The sequence below is a fragment of the Neiella marina genome (assembly GCF_002165625.1).
GTDB classification, from domain to species: domain Bacteria; phylum Pseudomonadota; class Gammaproteobacteria; order Enterobacterales; family Neiellaceae; genus Neiella; species Neiella marina.
Genome location: NZ_NGNS01000004.1, coordinates 190795 through 209285 on the forward strand (window position 1 = coordinate 190795; position 18491 = coordinate 209285).

The window sequence follows — 18491 nt, forward strand, 5'->3', positions numbered from 1 at the left end:
CCGTTCTAGTTATATACCTGGGTAATTGGAGACTCTGATGTTCAATATGGATTTTAGCCAGCGAGTGGTCATCAATAGTAGTGGCCAACAATGGCAAAGCAGCCCTGCGCAAGGTGTGTTGCGCAAGCCGTTGGCGCGAGAAAATGCCGAATCAGGACACGCAACTAGCATTGTCCAATACCAAGCTGGCAGCAAATTTGCCCGTCACCACCACCCCTTGGGCGAAGAGATCTTTGTTCTTGACGGCGTTTTTTCAGATGAAACTGGCCACTATGGACCTGGCACCTATATCCGCAACCCGCCAGGGTCAGCACATTCGCCATTTAGCGATCAAGGCTGTGTCATTTTCGTCAAACTGCAACAAATGGACTCGAGAGATGTCGCTAGCGTCAGGATTTCTACCGATGCAACACCATGGCTGTCCGGTATTGGAGGACTCGAGGTGATGCCGTTACATGAGTTTGAACATGAGCACGTGGCATTGGTGAAATGGCCTGCGGGCGAAGTATTCCAGCCCCATCGTCATTTCGGCGGCGAAGAGATACTAGTGCTTTCGGGAGAGTTTCGTGATGAGTTTGGTTGCTACCCAACGGGAACTTGGATACGGAGCCCACATCAAAGTGAACACCACCCCTATGTTGAGCAAGAAACCATTATTTGGGTCAAGACAGGCCACTTACCACTGGATTAGTGGTTAGTGGCCAGCTCAGCGACCAACTAGTTCAGGTCGTCGTTCTTCCAATACTTAGTGCCCTTAACTGTGGCTTGTAACGCTAAACCGGCCTCAGTTAATTGATAGACAGTAATGTCGCCGTACGTAGTGCCGCCACTAGCTTCGGCGCCTTTGTCGCCTGATTTTGCCGCTGCGTCGGCCTCGGCGCCGAACCCCCAGCCATCATCAACAAATTGTTCCATTGCCTTTTCAGTGTGAAAGACAAATAAGGCACGAAAATCCTTCGCTCCTAGCCCCAAGCCAATTCCACCCTCGCCCATCGACATGTAGGTTCGCTTACCACTACTGCGGTCAATGACAACTCCTGAGCCGCCGCCTGCTGCGACAAAAATCAAGTTGACTTGAACGTTGGAAAAGGTGGCATAACCGGCACTGGAATTGACCAAGGTTTTTGCCGCGGGTTCCTCTTTGTAGACTTTTTGCAGAATGCTTTTGCTTTCCTTATCAATTTCCGCCCGTTCTTCTGCTGGGTCAGCAGCGGCTGAAAAACTGGCCACAACAATGACCACAGGAGCAATGATGCTGGCTACCAATCGACGCATGGTTATTCCTTGATTAAATGAATGAATATCACCAAGAGTATAGAGCCAGTTGGCCGTTGCGCTAGCTGCGTTGCTAACCGCCTGTTAGCGGTCAGTTGTTTTGCAATCAAAGTCTAATTTCAATTGCTGCATTTCGATTTGCTCGCCGGCAAACTCGACTTTGTACAAGCGATCAAACTCATCATGTTCGATTGCCGAAGTTGAGGTGCCGCTGAGCAATTGGGCCAATTGTGGTGTGGTATTGCTGTGACCAACAATCAACGCCGACTCGCCACTTGCGCGCAGTTGTTCTGCGAAGGATGCCAGCTGACGAGGATCGTAACCTTGTACCACCAATTGCAGTAACTCAGCGCTAGGAGTAGCAGTTGCTTGCGTACGGCGGTAGGCCGTTGAATATATGGTGACCACTTGTGGCTGTTGCTGCTGCAGCCACTGAGCCAGGTATCGAGCTCGTTGCTCACCGCAGTGAGTTAAATCCGGATCATCCTGCGACCCAGCTTTCTCGGCATGGCGGGTTAAATAAATAGCAAATGACTCAGAGCCTATGGCCAAGGGCGAAGCGATAAGACAAAGGGCCACCAGCAGCCAGCTTGTTGAGCGTGCAGTAAACATGAATTTGCAGTAACTAACTTTGAGAGGGCTTGTCAGAGTGCCCCAGATCACGCTGTGGGGCAATAACATCGCGCAATCGTTGCTTCAGTACCTTTAACTCGGGAAATCCACCTTCGCGCTTGCGTGACCAAATCAGTTGTTCGTTAACCCAAACATCAAACTGGCCTTGGCGTCCCGGCCCCAAGGCGACTTCTTGTAACTCTGACTCGAAGGTCGTCAGCAACTCTTGCGCCGTCCAACCCGCACGCATCATCCAGCGGCATTTTGTACAATAGCGAATCTTCACTCGCCATTGTTCATCGCTCGCCAGCTCTTCACTCTTGGTCATGGCTAACACGATCGTGAGCAGCTAACAGAAGATCACGGCTTTCACGTTGAAATTGAGTGGCAAAGTCTCCGAACCAATCGGCAACCTCGTTAAATTTCTCCACAAAGGCTTCACGCTCGCCCTGCTCTAACAGCGTTAACGCCGAAGAGAAGTTGCGCAGGTAGCGTTTGAACATTTTGATGTTCTCAGGCGCAGCAGTGATGATCGATGCGTAAAGTTCACCATCCTGGGCAAACAAACGACCCACCATCGCTAACTCGAGACGATAAATAGGTGAGCTGAATGCCAACAAACGACTAAGATCGGCATCTTCGTTTTGCAAATGCATGCCATAAGCAAAGCTCGTAAAATGACGCAACGCTTGGACCATGGACATGGTTTCATCATGCTCTTTGCCATCAGATTCATGCAGCCGTGGGCCCCACAGCTTCATCTGCTGCAACAGCCACTGATAGTGCTCTGCACCCCGACCGTCACAATAGATGATGACCTGCTTAGCAAAGCTTTTAATGTCAGGCCCGAACATCGGGTGCAAGCCAACCACAGGTCCATCATGAGCCGCTAACATGGCTTTCATTGGGGCCTGTTTAACAGAGGTCAAATCGGTCAAAACACAATCTGCCGGCAGCTTCGGCAAGCGGGCGATGGTTTCCTCTGTTTTATCAATTGGAACCGAGACAACCACCACAGAGGCATTTGCCACCAGTTGCTCTGCTTGATGCCAATCCTCACGCCCCAACACCTTGACCGAATAGCCAGATAGGCGGAACATCTTAACGAATAACTTACCTAGCTTACCGTTACCGCCAACCACAACGATATCGCCTGCTTGTGGATTGACTTGTTTAAAGCCGGCGTCATTCTCACATGAGTAAGACTCTCTCATCGCCCGACGCAAGATATCTTCAATAAGATCCGGTGGCACCCCAAGGCCTTCAGCTTCCTCTCGCCGCTTGGCTAGCATCGCTGCTTCGCGCTCAGGAACATAGACCGGCAACCCATATTGTCTCTTGTACTCCCCAACCGCATGCACCAGTTCTAAACGCTGTTTTAGAATTGAAAGCAACGCTTGGTCCGTTGCATCTATTTGATCTCGGAGTTCATCGAGGTTAACCGATGGTCTATTCATTCCACCTATCCTTGTAATCGAGCTGTTTAGGCAAGTTGTCGACCTGGAATTGCGGCTGCCATTACCTGATTTGCTTTTTCAAGCACGCTAGCGGTCGTTTTCCAATTAATGCAAGCGTCAGTGATAGAAACACCATATGCCATATCGGCAAATGGTTGCTCACTGGATTGATTGCCTTCATTGATATGGCTTTCAAGCATAATACCAATGATCGATCGGTTGCCAGCCGTGATTTGCCCGAATACATCATCAGAAACCAACGGTTGACGCGAGTAATCCTTGTTGGAATTGCCATGGCTGCAGTCAATCATCAAGCTTGGCGTCAAACCAACTTTTTCCAACGCAGCTTCACACTCCGCAACGGCTTGGGCATCGTAGTTTGGACCTTTTGAACCACCACGCAAAATGACGTGGCCATCTGGGTTACCTTCGGTATTAATCACTGCAACTTGGCCCATGGTGTTGATACCCAAGAAGCTGTGGCCGCTAGACGCCGATTGCAAAGCATTAATCGCGGTAGTCAAACTACCATCCGTGCCATTTTTAAATCCAACCGGCATCGACAAACCACTGGCCATCTCGCGATGAGTTTGCGACTCCGTTGTACGAGCTCCAATCGCCGACCAAGCAAACAGTTCGGACAGATACTGTGGGCTAATCGGATCCAACGCTTCGGTCGCCATTGGCAAGCCAAGTTCGGCAATCTGAATTAACAGCTTACGAGCTCGTTTCAAACCAAGCTCAACATCAAATGAACCATCCATATGAGGATCATTGATATAGCCTTTCCAGCCAACTGTTGTGCGAGGCTTCTCAAAGTAAACACGCATCACTATGTAAAGCGAGTCTTGATATGCTACCTGTAAATCACGAAGGCGCTTGGCATATTCCAATGCCGCAGCTTCATCGTGAATGGAGCAAGGCCCACAGATAACTAACAAGCGAGGATCGCGATGGTGAATGATATCAGCAATCGTGGCACGCGATGCTTTGACGGCATCTAACACTGTTTCTGATACTGGGTACTGAGCCTTCAGCTGACTTGGCGTGATCATCACGTGTTCAGACTGAATATGAATATCGTTAATTGTGTCTTTCAAAATTTACACCTTGCTGGCAAACCGCATTATTTGCCAAAATAGCCAAAAACATTGGGATGCAAGTCTATTCCAGATTGAAAAAAAATCAAGATGTACAGAAAAAAATACATGCGTAAACTATTTATTACACCCAAACCGAATGCCGTAGCATGTTGAAAATTGCTTCAGTGGCGCGAATTCGACGAATCAGAATCACCCTTAAGGCGCGGGCCTATAGAGCGTTTGTTAGCTTTACAGAGAACCCCAAGCGATATGGCTGGTTATTTGCGATCTTGCTATGTACTCCGATGATATTGCTGGTATTTGACGGCTATCGGCTGCAACGAGAGCTGGCAATTACTTCAGACCAAATGCTGCAAGAGCGATTACCGGCAATTGAACGTTACAATGAAACCAAAGCTGCTCTGACTCGGTATCAGCTAATGCTGCAAACTTGGTTTTCCAATACCTCGGCAAGTAACTTAAAGCGCCTTGAGCACAGTAGAGACACTGCTAACACCTTATTTGAGCAGCTCAATGAGTCAGAACTGCTGCAACTTTGGCAGCAAACCTTACTGTTGGAATATCAGCTACAAACCGAAGTGGTGTTAGGCGATCAAGACTCCACCACAAAGCTACAAAAAATCTCGTTCCTCGTTGGCCAATTGCACAACATTGCAGCCAATCAACAAGCCAAAATAATAAAGGCCGTTGAGGCTCAAGAGCAGCAAACACTAGCTCTACTTCAAGGGGCAAAGTCTCGCTCTTTAATGCTCGATAGCGCCATGTTAGTGCTGTTACTGCTAGCGTTCGCATTGCTTTATCGCTATCTAAAAGCAAGTAATTACTACCGCCACAAAGCTTTTCATGACCGAGTTACTGGGTTACCTAATCAATCAAAAATGTTGCTCGACCTGCACCAACGACGAACGAAAAACACCATACTTGTTGCCTTAGAGCTGAATAATCTTGAGGTCTATGTAGCAGGCCAAGGCTACGACATTATTGAGCAAATCCATCGAGCATTCTCTCAACACTTGGTCAATGTGCTCGACCAGCTGAATCTCAACTTCATCAAGGTTTACCGCAGTGGTAAAGGGATCTACTTGCTATCTGGGCCGGTACACAACCCTGATGAAGTCGATGAACAGATCCGTCGAATCAGAGAAGCATTACACAACCCTATTCACACCAATATTGGCGAGTATCATCCGCGCTGGAATCGCGGAGCGACGATGGTAAGCCCTGCCACAACGCCTGAGCAGGCACTTGATCAACTTTACTCGGCATTGGCTGAAGCTGGCTACAAAGGGCAGGACTCGTTGCAATTCTTCTCCAATGAGCTGCGAGACAAACGTAAGCGCCGTTGGGCTATCCAACAAGCGCTCGGTCAAGCCATTCGTGACAATCAGTTATCAATTCACTATCAGCCTCAATTTGAACTCCAAACTGGCAAGATGGTTGGTGCAGAGGCGTTACTGCGTTGGCATCAACCTGATATCGGCCAAGTATCACCTGCAGAGTTTATTCCAATTGCCGAACAAAGCGGATTGATTATTGATGTTGGTCGTTGGGTCCTCAAAACAGCGGTACACCAGGCTGCTTTTTGGTACCACCATGGTTTCCCAACTCAAATAGCAATCAATATCTCTCCTCGGCAGTTTGAACACCCTGACTTTATCTCTGAGTTAGAACGCTTGCTAACAGAGGCTGAACTGCCTGCCAGCTTTATTGAGTTGGAGATTACCGAGGGGGTGCTGATGAAAGACGCTCAAGGTTGTTTGGCAGCATTGCACGAACTCAAGCGCATTGGCGTTAGCCTAGCCATCGATGATTTTGGCCAGGGCTATTCATCACTGAGTTACTTGCACCGTTTTCCGATTGACAAGTTAAAAATCGATCGCAGCTTTATTAATGATGTTCATCAGTCAGAGATGGATCAGGTACTCGCTCGGATCATTATTGAGTTGGGCCGCCAGCTCGAGTTGCAAATCATTGCCGAGGGTGTAGAGCTCGAACAGCAAGCTCAGTGGCTAACTGACAATGGCTGCCATTTGGCTCAGGGCTATTTAATGGGGAAACCGATGAACAGCGGCGATTTACACGGTTTGTTGCTCAATCAGAAGCCGCAGTTAGTAGGGCAAGAGCCTGATTAGAGTGCCACCACAGAAAATAAAAAAGCCCGCGAATGCGGGCTTTTTTATGCTTGGTACTGGAACCGGAAACCGAATTAAAAATGGGTTTAGTTAAGCTTTTCTTTAATACGTGCAGACTTACCTGAACGCTCACGCAGGTAGTACAGCTTAGCACGACGAACTGCACCGCGGCGTTTCACTTCGATGCTGTCAATCAGTGGGCTGTGAGTCTGGAAAGTACGCTCAACACCTTCGCCATTAGAGATCTTGCGAACGATAAATGCAGAGTGAAGACCACGGTTACGCTTAGAGATAACCACACCTTCGAACGCCTGCAGACGCTCGCGGTTGCCTTCTTTTACTTTAACTTGTACGACAACTGTGTCACCTGGACCAAAGGCAGGCACATCAGTTTTCATTTGCTCTTCTTCGAGCTGCTTGATGATATTGCTCATAATATTTCCACCCTAGGTAACTGAAACTAAGCTTTCTCGTCGAGATAAGCGGCAAGCAACTTGGCTTGCTCGTCAGTCAGAGCTAGACCTTCAATTAAGTCGGGTCGTCTTTCAAAAGTCCGGATTAAAGACTGCTGAAGTCGCCACCGACGAATATGTTCATGATTGCCACTCAGTAACACTGAGGGCACGTTTTTCCCGTCTAATACTTCAGGCCGCGTATAATGCGGGCAATCCAATAAGCCTTCGGTAAATGAATCCTGTTCAGCCGATGCCTGTTTGCCCAACACTCCCGGAACAAACCGAGCGACTGAATCAATCAGGGTCATGGCTGGCAGTTCACCACCACTTAAGACGTAATCACCAATCGACCATTCTTCATCAATTTCCGCCTCAATGACGCGTTCATCAATGCCTTCATAGCGACCGGCAACCAGAATCAGTTTGTCGTTTTGAGCGAGCTCAGAAACGCCTTGCTGATCCAACTTACGCCCTTGCGGTGACAAATACACCACCTTGGCTCCCTCGCCTGCCGCTGCTTTCGCAGCATGAATGGCATCACGAAGAGGTTGCACCATCATTAACATGCCAGGACCACCGCCATAAGGCCTGTCGTCCACCGTTTGATGTTTGTCGTGAGTGAAATCGCGAGGATTCCAGCAATGAAACTCAATGAGACCATTGCGGACTGCTCGGCCAGTCACGCCATATTCAGTGATGCTCCGGAACATTTCCGGAAACAAACTAATGACACCAAACCACATGCTTACTTGCCTGACTAAAAGCCAGGGTCCCAATCCACGGTAATCTTTTTCTCGGCAATATTAATGTCGAGAACGAACTGACCGTCGATATACGGGATTAATCGTTCTGTTTGACCAAAGCCATCGTTTGGATTTGCTTTCACCCGCAGCACATCGGCTGAGCCGGTTTCCAACAAACCTTCGACTTTACCCAAGTTGTAACCTTTGTCCGTCACTACTTCGCAACCGATTAGGTCACGCCAGTAAAACTCGTCTTCGAGTTCTGGCAAAGCAGACTCATCTACCGCGATGGTAGCGTTCGTCAGGCGCTCTGCTTGTGTACGGTCGTCAATGCCATCAAACTTTGCCACTAGCCCTTTATTGTGCCAGCGCCAAGCTTCAATGGTCACTTCCTGCCAGTTACTACCCTTTTGGATATACCAAGGGGCGTAATCGAAAATGCCTTCAGTCGCATCGGTCGCAGAGTGGACTTTAACCCAACCCTTGATGCCGTAGGGCGTACCAATTTTCCCTACAACAATCTTTTCAGCGGACATTCCCACTCCAGAACCTTATGCTTGAGCTTTTTTCAGCTCTTTAACCAACTGAGCTACGCGGTCAGATGTTTGCGCACCTAAACCTACCCAGTGATCAACGCGGTCCAGATCCAGACGCAAGCGCTCAGCGTTACCACGAGCAACAGGGTTGAAGAAACCCAATTTTTCGATGAAACGACCGTCACGTGCACGACGAGAGTCTGCAACTACGATTTGATAAAACGGAGTTTTTTTAGCTCCGCCACGTTGTAAACGAATGGTTACCATACCGTCCTCTATCTCTATAAATAGGGGTTTGCGGTTCCAGTGTTCCCCACAAGAAACTTGCGCCCCCTGCGGGAAAGCGGACGGATCTTACTAGAAACTGGTTAGAATGCAAGCAAAAGCCCGGAAAAATAACGATCGCTGTAGGTCGGCTAAGCGATTGATTCTATCAGGGCTAACCTTCTGTTTGAGGCTGCAGCTGCGGTGATGCAGAAATGGAAGCGAACGGCCCTGCGAAGGCAAAATGGCGCAAGATCTTAGTCACCTCATCGATGCGGCGCTCAAAACTTGCTTTGCTGGCCCGTTCATGAGGCGTATGGTCACCATCACCAAAAGGACCAAAGCCATCGAGCGTAGGCACCCCAACCGAAGCAACAATATTGGCATCACTAACCCCTCCGCGCTGCTCAGTTGGCAACGAATAGCCCAGTATCGACTCGATACGCGTCAATAACTGCGCTTGCGCCGCTGTTGGTTGCATGACATCGCGTTGAATTCCCCCAGACAACCGCACTTTAACGCCCTCAACTTGAGGATGGGCAACTAAATGATTCAACTCAGTCAGCACTCGGTCGCGTTCAGCGGCTTGGGTATAGCGAACTTCGACCAACAGCTCAGCTTTAGGCGACACCGTATTTGCTCCGATACCGCCATTGATTTTACCAACATTGACCGTGGTCCCTTGCTCCAGGTCGGTCAGTTGATGCAGCGCTACTGTCATGTGGGCAGCGGCAAGATTGGCGTTACAGCCATCGGCATAGTGATTACCTGCATGGGCGCCTTTGCCCGCAAGGTAAATTTTAAAGGTGCCAACCCCTTTGCGACCAACCACCACTTCATGATTGATTCCGGCAGCCTCAAAAACTAAACAGGCACCATAACCTTTTGCCACCTCCGCGGTCAGATATTTACTATCATCACTACCGGTTTCCTCATCGCTGACCAACAGCATATCAATATGGCGAATTGCGCCGAACTCGGCGTGCAAACGTCGCAATGCGCACAAAGCCACATAATTGCCACCTTTCATGTCGCAGACGCCCGGCCCATATATCCACTCGTCGTCTTGGCGAAAATCGGTAAAGCTATTGACTGGAAACACGGTATCAAGATGGCCCAGTAGCAACAATCGATTGTTCTTTGCTGTCGAGTCGACGTCCTGACTTAAAAATTTAATATGATTTCCTATCGATTGCCGGGCAATCACTTCTACCTTAAAACCTAGATCGGCCATCCATGCCGAGAAAATACGACCATTTTCATCCACCCCAGATTTGTTTCTAGTGTGGGAATTGAGTTCGATTATTGAAGCTAACTCTTTGAAATTCATCAATTCGCCTTTCGCAAGATGGTGTACCTATGGCCTATTTGGCCAACACTCCAGCAATCTTGCTTGCGAAATGTGACGCTTTGATAACAGTAAACACTTACTAACACCTCATAAATCCGTCATAAAACAGACCAATTTCTGAAGCATTAATCGTTTAAAAAGTCGCCGACGACAAAAACTAAAGTAACCATTTTTCATCGCTACAGCGTGCTGCCACCGATTCGCCGTAGCTACTCATTGTAGGAATCATCACGATGGCAAAGCATCAGGTTGGATTTTGGCTTTACGAAAATGGCGGTGGGTTAGCCATTCAGGACAAATTTACTAAGCAACTTTTGGAGCGAGACATTGAGGTCGTTGAAGATTTGAATCTTCGCGCAGCAAGTGCTTCTGGCGGCTCAATTGTGTGTCACGGCTTAAAAATGGAAGAGTTGTCATTGTATTTTTCCTATAACGCAGGACAACAAACTCAGTATCAGGTTTACCTTTACGAAATGCTCGATCGACTGATTCCAGTGATCAATAACTTCAGCGCATTCGCGCTTACTGAAGACAAATTTAAAACCACTCATCTACTGCGCCAACACGGCATCAACACCCCAGACTATCGCCTATGTCATCGCAATGATCTCGATAGCCTGCGCCACGCCATGCGCGATTGGGGCGGCAGAGCGGTATACAAACCGACCGATGGTTGGGGTGGTATAGGCATCGTTCGGCTGGAAAATGAAGCGTCATTGGATATGTTGCAGCCATTTTTGCAGCAACTCGATGTGCCACATTTTTACGTCGAACGTTACATCAATAACGACAATACCGACTATCGAATTGATGTCGTTGATGGTCAATATGTTGGCTGCTATGGCCGTAAAGCTCCCAAAGACCATTGGAAAACCAATATCACCAGCGGTGGTCAAGTGATTCGCCGAGAGCCTAATGATGAAGTGGTCAACTTGGCACTTAAAGCCGCGGCGGCGACCGGCTTGGAGATCGCTGGCGTTGATTTGCTCTATGACCGCGAACGTGAAGAGTACGTGGTATTAGAAGTAAACGGCATACCGGCATTTGCGACACCAGAACAAGAAGCTGCCGGCCTCAACTTCAATGACCGCAAAATCGAGCTAATTGTCGAGCTCATCGATCGCTTGGTTCATGATCCAATCTACCGTCGCCAACATCAACGCGCTACCGCCAAATACGAGTATCATTATGCCTGAGCAAACTGCCTTACCTAAACTGGGCTTGCTGTACCTAAATCACGTCCTGCGCTTCTTCGACCGTTCTAACTTTAAACACTGGCCGAACCGTATTGAACATGTCACATATCGCTGGGGCAACGACAAGCAACGTTTTATCAACGAAGTGAAGCGGAAAAAAATTGATGTTCTGATTGGCAATATCCCGGCCACCGCTTATGAGACCTTTCGCGAAATTGCTCGTGAGCTTCCCGGCGTCCGGTTTGTCCCGTCACTTGATGCTCAGTTTGCCAATAAATCGAAAGAAAACGTCACTCACTTTTGTCACAAGTACCAACTTCCAGTACCGAAGACAGAGATTTTCTACGTCCGAGAGCAAGCCAACACTTTTCTGCGCCAAACTACTTACCCCAAGATCATCAAACGTAGTTATGGTCCTTCCAATTACGGTGGCTACTACGTTCATAAAGTGGACAGTTACTCAGAAGCCGAAGCACTATTAGATAACAAGCGCTACTTGCCAATTTATGTGCAAGATTTTGTGCCAATGCAGGCAGATATTCGTGTCATGCTAGTTGGCCATAAACCGGTTTGCGCATTCTGGCGTCGCCCCCCTGAAGGAGAGTGGCTCACCAACACCTCTCAAGGTGGCAGCATGGACTATCAGAATGTACCGCAACGGGCACTAGATATTGCCGTAGAAGCCTCACGAGCAGCCAACGCCGAGTACTGGGCATGTGACATCGCCTTGGGCCATGATAACGAATTTCGTATTCTTGAATGCGCTACAGCCTTTGCCGCCTTTCCCTACATCAGAGATTGGATAGGCCAGTACTTATGCTGGCAACTGTCCGACGGCCGCCTCGCTCGTCCGCATATTCCTGACTATAACTGGGAAGAGCTGGGCAAAATGTCCTCTCAGGTGCTGCGTACGCTGCGCCATATTCAATTCAGCTCCAGCGCCGAAATCTACCCGCAAACCGATTGCGGCGAAATGTTCGATGAGTTGACCCCGCAGGGTTATCCAATTCTAGGCGTGCAATATCGGTCATTTGAGGAATGGCCGAGTGAACACTGGAACTTTCAAGACCGCTTTGGACGCCAGCCGTTGGCCGGTGTTAAAACCAACCACAGCCTAATTGCTGAGGCTGGTGAAGATGTTGCCGTCGTCATTACTGCCTCGAATGAAATCAGCGGCGCAGTTGAACATCAAAGTGAGCTTGCAACCTTATCCGATCAGCAAGTTCGTGACTTTCTACTGAGCGTCAATGGCATTGGCGAGAAAACCGTCGAGCAGTTACTGGGTGTGTTCTCAGGAGCCAGTTTAATTCGTGCGTTGCAAGAAGATCCCACGCGCCTGACCCAAGTAAAAAGCATTAAGCATAAGAAGCTCGATAGCATCATCGAGCAATGGCAGAAAACTCAACTTAGCTTGGCTTGATCAACAACGGCCAATGATCGCGCTAAACATGGTTGAAAGAGCACAGATTCGGATACAACACCTATGAAGCAACAGTACATTTCTTACCAACAAACTATTGACTACCTGAAGCAAGCGATGGGAGAAAATCCACATCTAATGCGCTTGCAAACCATTGGTGAGACTTGGGAAGGGCGGCCGATTATCATGGTTACCATGTCGTTAGATGTTGCCTATGCTGACGAGAAGCCGGCATTGCTATACACCGGCACGATACACGCCAGAGAGTGGATCGGAATCGAGTTGGCAATCTCGTTGGTCAGGTATGTCATCGATAACTACAAGGTCAATCCACAGCTACTTGATACCTTAAGCCGCAACACCTTGTATATGGTGCCGTGTCTCAACCCCGATGGTTTTGAGTATTCACGCAACCACTTCTCATTTTGGCGCAAAAATCGGCGCGACAATGGTGATGGCACATTTGGCGTCGATCTCAACCGCAATTTTGATGTCCGTTTTAAAGCCAGTAATGACACCAGTGCCAATACCTATGGCGGTCCAGCGCCGTTTTCAGAGCCAGAAACTAGAGCCATCAAAGGCTTTGTTGAACGTCATCCCAACATCACTATCGCTTTGGATTATCACTCGCAGGGTAATGTGTTTTTCCCCGCCCATAAGTTCAACCATGAAGCCGAAATCGAAGGTACCGATCTGAATGTGCTGTGTGCCAACATGGCACGAGAAATAGAACGAGTAACAGGGCGACGTTACGGCATCCATCGCGGCAAGCCGCCAACTAATTTAATTCATGGTAGCGGCCGAGAGTACTATTACTCAAAAGGCATTATTGGTACCGTAGTTGAAGTCGGTACCCGCAATATTCCCGACTATTTGGTGAACATGTCGCAGAGCGTCGATGAGAATATTCCAGCAGTGCTCTACGCCCTAAAGTCAGCAATTCACTATTCCAAACACGCCCCTAAGCGAGTCGCGAACTTTACCGTCGAGTCGATAGGCGCCAATGAAGTCACGCTCAGTTGGGATGCCGAAACCGAGCCAGATTTATACTTCGAAATCCATCGTTCTGAACGCGGCAAAAGTCCCTGCGTCGATGAAAACCTGGTTGCCATTACCCGCTCCCAGCAATACACCGACGTGCAATTAAAAAGTGGCCAGCGCTATTTTTATAATATTCGGGCAGTCGATAGGGTGCGTAAAGTAAAGTCTCCTTGGGCGCCAGAATTACAACTCAAAACCCTGCTCGGTCATGATGAGTTTTCTCATACGGCCTACCCACTAAAAGCGCAGCTTGGCTATGTTGGCGAGAAAACCCTGAAACGAAATGCTGAGCACTTTGGCCACAACTCGCTATTTGTTGGCGTTAGCCGCGCTAAGGGCTGTTGCTACGGCGTCATGGTTTTTCAGTTTGGCAGCCTGCCTGTCGATGTATTGCTCCGCAAAGCGTCGCTAGCCTTGTACCCGATGAATCGAGTCAATGCCAAAATTGAGCGCTTCGGAGAGTGGTCAATATCAATCTTGGATGAGGCCGATATCACTGACCTCACCAACTACGAGCAAATCGCCAATGCTGTACCGCTTCAAACCTTGGGCAATGCCATCGAGTCAGATCGGCTTACCCAAGGCATTTGGAGCAGCTGGAATTTCACCGAAGTAGAGCGCCGTATTCTGGCCCAACAAATAGTTGGTGGTCGGGTAATTTTGCGCGTCGAAGGCCCGAGCCAGCTGCCTCAAGGGCATGATTCACAAATGATGCAATTTGATATCGGTTATGGTCGCTTTGGTGGTGGCATTCACTATCGACCCAGTCTGCAACTCATTTTCACCAAGCAACCACAAAGCATGACTTTCTTGCCCGTTGCGATGAACACGATAGCCCGAGCAGGAGTCAAGCCTGAGCAACTCGCTAGCGGCTTCGATAACCAAGGCGACAAAGTCTACGGCGGTTTAGCCTTCTCGCTGGCCGGTTTACCTGAGCCGGATAAAACAGTGATCACCACGGCTTATGTGCAACTAAGCGCGAAAAACAAACTGGCCACCAATAAAGACATTCGCTTTACCATCGAGCTCGCTGAATTAGAAGATGTCGACTATCAGAGCGTTCGCACTCGGGAGCAGATCGAGTTCATTGGCTATGAAGTTAGCAATTCGCAATTAAAAGAGAAAAGCCAGCATCATTTTGTCTTTGACAGTTACTGCCGCAATCAGCTTGAGCAGTGCCATGCTGATGGAAAGGATGTATTTCTGGTATTGCGCCCGACAACACCATCACAAGAAAAAAATGCGCTGATAGACTGGTATGCCCAAGGCAGTGACAAGCAAGCCAAATTAGTGATTGAATTCATTGAACGACGCAAACAAGCACTGCCACAACCGACCGATTTTCGTGCCGAAATAGAAGGCAACAAGGTTAAGCTCAGCTGGACCCCACCGACAGATGACAATTTGGTCGGTTGTTATGTGGTCCGCAATCGCTTCCACCCGCCACGTTCACCATTTGACGGCGTCAAACTATATGGTGGCAAAGATAACTACACCTATGACTCATTCGGTAATGCCAATATTGCCAAATACTATTCAGTATTTAGCTACGACGATGTTCCAAATTACTCGCAACCAGCGAGCATGATGTTTAGCGTCGATGAGGTAATTCACATTGATGAGGATGTGATTGAAACTCAGGAAGAAGAGGAAGAACGTTTACAGCGGGAGGATGAGATACCTGAACCCGCCAATCAACAGCAATCTGAGTAGCGCCGTTATGACATCCCCCCTTGTTAATGAGCAAGGCTTGGGGGGTATTCTCAAGTAAGTCAATCGCCCCCCTACCTTACATCAATCAGCGACTATTTATTGACCAACGACAGTTGCTTGGCACTTTTTGTTGCCAGGTTAAATAATAGCCACGTTGTCAGAAATTTTGCTTCCATTGCTGAATGATAAATTGTATTTCAAAGGTCATGTTTTGAACTCAAGGCCTCCCTGACGAATAGGGAAATCTAGACATTGCATAGAGGATTGGATTATGAGGCTTTTGTTAACGTTGACGATGTTGCTGATAATCAGTGCCTGTGGCTCTGGTTCATCTCACTCTCCGTCGTCGCCTGAACCAACAGCTCCGGCCGAGCCCGCCCCCCCTGAAACGGGTAGCCCTACAGAACCAGATCCAGCGGAACCACCAGCTGAGCCAGAGCCAAACGAACCGCCAGCTCAACAGCCTACCGATGCTGTCACCGTCTCAGCAACCAGTAACAAAATCTTCAATGCGTTCCTTGATAAGCCATTACTCGGCATGAACTTGAACGGACTGGTTTATTACAGCCCATCTAAGTACTACAAAAACCTGATGAAGTCGGCCGATCCTTGGCGTACCAGTGATGACAATGGTACTCGTTGGGAAAACGATATTTACTTTCAGCAAATTCCAAGACGTTCAGATGGCTACCCTACCCATGTCCCTTTTGCTGTGGCGGGAACAAACCTGCTGCAACATGTGTTGACGCCAGTTTCCCATAGCGCCAGTCGTAACCTTGGTATCTATCATGTGTTTTATCAGGGTACAGGCCGATTTGAGCTAAATGGTGCACAACTGATTAGCGAGTCATCTGGCCACAAGGTTTATGACTTTGGTTCGGATCCCAATGCTGATCATGCCATTGTGCTGATCCTGTTGGAATCTGAGCAGAGCAATCCAATCCACGACATCGTCATTGTTCATGAAGATGATGTAGACAGCTATCGACAACAACCTTTTAACGAACAGCTTAAGTCCGACCTAGGCGCTGTGTCGGTGATTCGGTTGATGGATATGATGTTCACTAATGGCAACGCAGCATCACAGCCTGAGCATATTCCACCATTGGATTACTACAGCTGGAACGATTGCCCGGCCAATGCCTGTGATACCACACACTTTGCCGGCCATCCTCCAGGAGTGTTGATGGATTTGGTTGAGCACCTTGGCACACATGTCTGGCTCACCTTGCCCCATCAAGCATCAGATGCTTATGTTCAAAGCTATGCCGAACTTGTTTATGACAACTTACCGGACGACACCTACGTATTGTTGGAGTACTCCAACGAACTGTGGAATTGGCTGTTTGCTCAAACGCAATGGTTAGCAGAAGTTGCATGTGCCGATGAAACCAGCCGGGTCGAGTTAGAAGATAATCCCGGTCAATGCGACGGCGAAATATCGTCACGCCGATATCAAACCAAACGCACGCTAGAAATGGTGCGCATTTTCCGCGACGTATTTGCAGAAGATAGTCATCGAGTCATTTCGGTCCTTGCTGGTCAGGGTTCTTGGAGTTGGCGTACTCAACAGTCGCTAGAAGCATTGAACGATTCAACCATTAACCCCACTGGTGAAACTTTTGATGCCTTGGCAATCGCGCCTTACTTCGGCGGCGAACATATTGCCAGTCAAGAGGTACGGGATTTTTGGGTCGACAGCAGTTTTGATGCTCTAAAAGAGCATGCAATCAGTCTCATCGAATCTGACGAAGTATTGGGTGGCATTCGCGAGCACAAAGTCTTGGCCGAGCAGTATGGGCTGGAGCTGATTGCTTACGAAGGAGGTCAGCATTTCCTTTGTGGTAGTCATTTTTGTGATGACTCTGAATTAATGAATAAACTCGCCGCATTCCAACGCCATGAGGTGATGGAAGCGATTTATAATCATTACTATCAGCAATGGTTTGATGAAGGCGGCAGCGTGTTTGCGGTATTTAGCCACTTAGGCACTGCAGAGAGTCGCTGGGGAGCTTGGGGTACATCCGAGTACTACAACCAGCCGCTGTCGGCGGCTCCGAAAAAGCGCGCATTACTCTCAGCGCTAGAAACTTATCGACTTGCGGATGAGATACCAACAGAGCCACCAGCTCCTGAGCCTGAGCCTGAGCCTGAGCCTGAGCCTGAGCCACCAATTGTTGAACCAGTAGAGCCGCCTGATGCAACTCCGCAATCAAGCCGAAAAACCTTTATGTTTGGCCACAGCCTGATCTATCACCAACCCGCTGACTTTCATCCAAACACCACTGTGCCTTATTGGATGGGCCAGATAGCCAATGCCGACGCCACTGAGTTTTCATTCTCTGGTCAATATGGCTTTCTGCGAAATCACGCCAGTTTTCCGCCCATTGCCCAATGGGGTTTTGACGGCGGCAATATGGCTTGGGATGACGACTCAGGGCTAAGTTTTGAGGAAGTCGATTTCGACTCAATTCTGTTTACTGCGGCCAACTTCATTCAATATCAGGCGCCAGATGTGCCATATGACGGTGACAATCCAGATAATTCATCTCCGATGGATGCAACTCTGGCCATCATCGATCAGACCTTGGCGCTAGAGCCTGGCGTTGACATTTACCTCTATGAAAACTGGCAAGATATGTCATCTGTTCTTGTTAATGACCAACTGCCACCATCGGCCGACGCTTTGGCTCAGTACCATGCCGAAACCATCAATGAGCAGGCCGGCGGCTTTCACCGTTGGTGGTTGGACTACCACGATCAAATCCGAGCGTTGCGCCCTGATGCAAAGGTCAAAATGATTCCTGTGGGTCCAATCATCAGTCACTTGCTGACTGACACAGCTTTGTCTGGCATTCCGTTTGATGACTTATACGAAGACGATTCCCCCCATGGTAGAGCAACCATCTACTTCTTAGCTGGGATGATCACTTACATGGCCATGTACAACGACATGGCACCAGCTGATTGGGAAATTCCGAGCTCTGTACATGCCTTGGTCGCGCAACACTATGACACCGTGAATCAAACAATTTGGGACTACCTCAACAATTTCGATGACAGCAATGGTAACAGCCGAGTGTTTGATTAAACATTTGTTCTGGGCTGTTCAAACAAAGCACAACGCCATCTAACAAGTGAGCCCAGTAATGGGCTCCGCTACCTGTTACCGACCACCATTTCAGCGACGTAA

16 protein-coding genes are annotated in these 18491 nt (G+C 48.6%); 6 read left to right on the forward strand and 10 right to left on the reverse strand.

Translation table 11 applies throughout. The features are described from left to right. The first annotated feature begins 37 nt into the window (after nt 1-37). A complete protein-coding gene (locus tag CBE68_RS05625) occupies nt 38-691 on the forward strand; it encodes a cupin domain-containing protein (RefSeq protein WP_087505083.1) in 654 nt (217 codons plus the stop codon). Between the two features lie 26 nt (nt 692-717). Here the strand turns inward: CBE68_RS05625 and CBE68_RS05630 are convergent, their stop codons facing one another. From CBE68_RS05630 to CBE68_RS05650, 5 genes are all read right to left on the reverse strand, one after another. Next, complete coding sequence (locus CBE68_RS05630; protein ID WP_087505084.1) at nt 718-1275, reverse strand: lipid-binding SYLF domain-containing protein; 558 nt, start codon at nt 1273-1275, stop codon at nt 718-720. An 84-nt stretch (nt 1276-1359) separates the two neighbouring features. After that, nucleotides 1360-1887: a SixA phosphatase family protein gene (locus CBE68_RS05635; RefSeq protein ID WP_158100502.1), complete on the reverse strand. Its 528-nt coding sequence runs from the start codon at nt 1885-1887 to the stop codon at nt 1360-1362. Between the two features lie 13 nt (nt 1888-1900). After that, on the reverse strand, nt 1901-2215 hold the full coding sequence (locus tag CBE68_RS05640; RefSeq protein ID WP_087505086.1) for a SelT/SelW/SelH family protein: 315 nt from the start codon (nt 2213-2215) through the stop codon (nt 1901-1903). Further along, nucleotides 2202-3344, reverse strand: a complete 1143-nt coding sequence (tyrA, locus tag CBE68_RS05645; RefSeq protein ID WP_087505087.1) for a bifunctional chorismate mutase/prephenate dehydrogenase — start codon at nt 3342-3344, stop codon at nt 2202-2204. The genes CBE68_RS05640 and tyrA overlap by 14 nt, the downstream gene beginning before the upstream one ends. A gap of 26 nt (nt 3345-3370) precedes the next feature. After that, the gene (locus CBE68_RS05650; protein WP_087505088.1) at nt 3371-4447 is read right to left on the reverse strand and encodes a 3-deoxy-7-phosphoheptulonate synthase; all 1077 of its coding nucleotides are present in this window, start codon (nt 4445-4447) and stop codon (nt 3371-3373) included. 146 nt (nt 4448-4593) lie between these two features. Between CBE68_RS05650 and CBE68_RS05655 the strand changes: the two genes are divergently transcribed. After that, nucleotides 4594-6579, forward strand: coding sequence for a bifunctional diguanylate cyclase/phosphodiesterase (locus tag CBE68_RS05655; protein ID WP_087505089.1), 1986 nt, complete (start codon nt 4594-4596; stop codon nt 6577-6579). Nucleotides 6580-6665: 86 nt separating this feature from the next. Here CBE68_RS05655 and rplS read toward each other — a convergent pair whose 3' ends face one another. The 5 genes from rplS to CBE68_RS05680 all read right to left on the reverse strand — a co-directional run bounded on the left by rplS (nt 6666) and on the right by CBE68_RS05680 (nt 9907). Then, the gene (rplS, locus tag CBE68_RS05660; RefSeq protein ID WP_087505090.1) at nt 6666-7013 is read right to left on the reverse strand and encodes a 50S ribosomal protein L19; all 348 of its coding nucleotides are present in this window, start codon (nt 7011-7013) and stop codon (nt 6666-6668) included. A 26-nt stretch (nt 7014-7039) separates the two neighbouring features. After that, nucleotides 7040-7777 (reverse strand): tRNA (guanosine(37)-N1)-methyltransferase TrmD, encoded by a 738-nt coding sequence (gene trmD, locus CBE68_RS05665; RefSeq protein ID WP_087505091.1) that lies wholly within the window; start codon nt 7775-7777, stop codon nt 7040-7042. 14 nt (nt 7778-7791) lie between these two features. Next, complete coding sequence (gene rimM, locus CBE68_RS05670) at nt 7792-8319, reverse strand: ribosome maturation factor RimM (protein WP_371870479.1); 528 nt, start codon at nt 8317-8319, stop codon at nt 7792-7794. Nucleotides 8320-8328: 9 nt separating this feature from the next. Then, nucleotides 8329-8580: a 30S ribosomal protein S16 gene (gene rpsP, locus CBE68_RS05675; RefSeq protein WP_087505093.1), complete on the reverse strand. Its 252-nt coding sequence runs from the start codon at nt 8578-8580 to the stop codon at nt 8329-8331. Between the two features lie 172 nt (nt 8581-8752). Continuing rightward, on the reverse strand, nt 8753-9907 hold the full coding sequence (locus tag CBE68_RS05680) for a M20 family metallopeptidase (RefSeq protein WP_087505094.1): 1155 nt from the start codon (nt 9905-9907) through the stop codon (nt 8753-8755). 254 nt (nt 9908-10161) lie between these two features. Between CBE68_RS05680 and CBE68_RS05685 the strand changes: the two genes are divergently transcribed. From CBE68_RS05685 to CBE68_RS18845, 4 genes are all read left to right on the forward strand, one after another. Next, nucleotides 10162-11124: an ATP-grasp domain-containing protein gene (locus tag CBE68_RS05685; protein ID WP_087505095.1), complete on the forward strand. Its 963-nt coding sequence runs from the start codon at nt 10162-10164 to the stop codon at nt 11122-11124. After that, nucleotides 11117-12544 (forward strand): helix-hairpin-helix domain-containing protein, encoded by a 1428-nt coding sequence (locus CBE68_RS05690; protein WP_087505096.1) that lies wholly within the window; start codon nt 11117-11119, stop codon nt 12542-12544. Before CBE68_RS05685 ends, CBE68_RS05690 begins: the two co-directional genes overlap by 8 nt. 63 nt (nt 12545-12607) lie before the next feature. Then, nucleotides 12608-15298, forward strand: coding sequence for a M14 family zinc carboxypeptidase (locus CBE68_RS05695; protein WP_087505097.1), 2691 nt, complete (start codon nt 12608-12610; stop codon nt 15296-15298). Nucleotides 15299-15569: 271 nt separating this feature from the next. After that, nucleotides 15570-18389 carry a hypothetical protein gene (locus CBE68_RS18845; RefSeq protein ID WP_188708086.1) on the forward strand — a complete coding sequence of 940 codons (2820 nt, stop codon included), beginning with the start codon at nt 15570-15572 and terminating at the stop codon, nt 18387-18389. Nucleotides 18390-18491: the final 102 nt, after the last annotated feature.

Bases quoted from the DNA above. Each gene is read 5' to 3' on its own strand.
- CBE68_RS05625 (WP_087505083.1), top strand. From the start codon at position 38: ATGTTCAATATGGATTTTAGCCAGCGAGTGGTCATCAATAGTAGTGGC.
- trmD (WP_087505091.1), bottom strand. From the start codon at position 7,777: ATGTGGTTTGGTGTCATTAGTTTGTTTCCGGAAATGTTCCGGAGCATC.
- CBE68_RS05690 (WP_087505096.1), top strand. From the start codon at position 11,117: ATGCCTGAGCAAACTGCCTTACCTAAACTGGGCTTGCTGTACCTAAAT.
- CBE68_RS05630 (WP_087505084.1), bottom strand. From the start codon at position 1,275: ATGCGTCGATTGGTAGCCAGCATCATTGCTCCTGTGGTCATTGTTGTG.
- CBE68_RS18845 (WP_188708086.1), top strand. From the start codon at position 15,570: ATGAGGCTTTTGTTAACGTTGACGATGTTGCTGATAATCAGTGCCTGT.
- CBE68_RS05695 (WP_087505097.1), top strand. From the start codon at position 12,608: ATGAAGCAACAGTACATTTCTTACCAACAAACTATTGACTACCTGAAG.
- CBE68_RS05655 (WP_087505089.1), top strand. From the start codon at position 4,594: ATGTTGAAAATTGCTTCAGTGGCGCGAATTCGACGAATCAGAATCACC.
- CBE68_RS05685 (WP_087505095.1), top strand. From the start codon at position 10,162: ATGGCAAAGCATCAGGTTGGATTTTGGCTTTACGAAAATGGCGGTGGG.
- CBE68_RS05640 (WP_087505086.1), bottom strand. From the start codon at position 2,215: ATGACCAAGAGTGAAGAGCTGGCGAGCGATGAACAATGGCGAGTGAAG.
- rplS (WP_087505090.1), bottom strand. From the start codon at position 7,013: ATGAGCAATATCATCAAGCAGCTCGAAGAAGAGCAAATGAAAACTGAT.
- CBE68_RS05635 (WP_158100502.1), bottom strand. From the start codon at position 1,887: ATGTTTACTGCACGCTCAACAAGCTGGCTGCTGGTGGCCCTTTGTCTT.
- rpsP (WP_087505093.1), bottom strand. From the start codon at position 8,580: ATGGTAACCATTCGTTTACAACGTGGCGGAGCTAAAAAAACTCCGTTT.
- CBE68_RS05680 (WP_087505094.1), bottom strand. From the start codon at position 9,907: ATGAATTTCAAAGAGTTAGCTTCAATAATCGAACTCAATTCCCACACT.
- tyrA (WP_087505087.1), bottom strand. From the start codon at position 3,344: ATGAATAGACCATCGGTTAACCTCGATGAACTCCGAGATCAAATAGAT.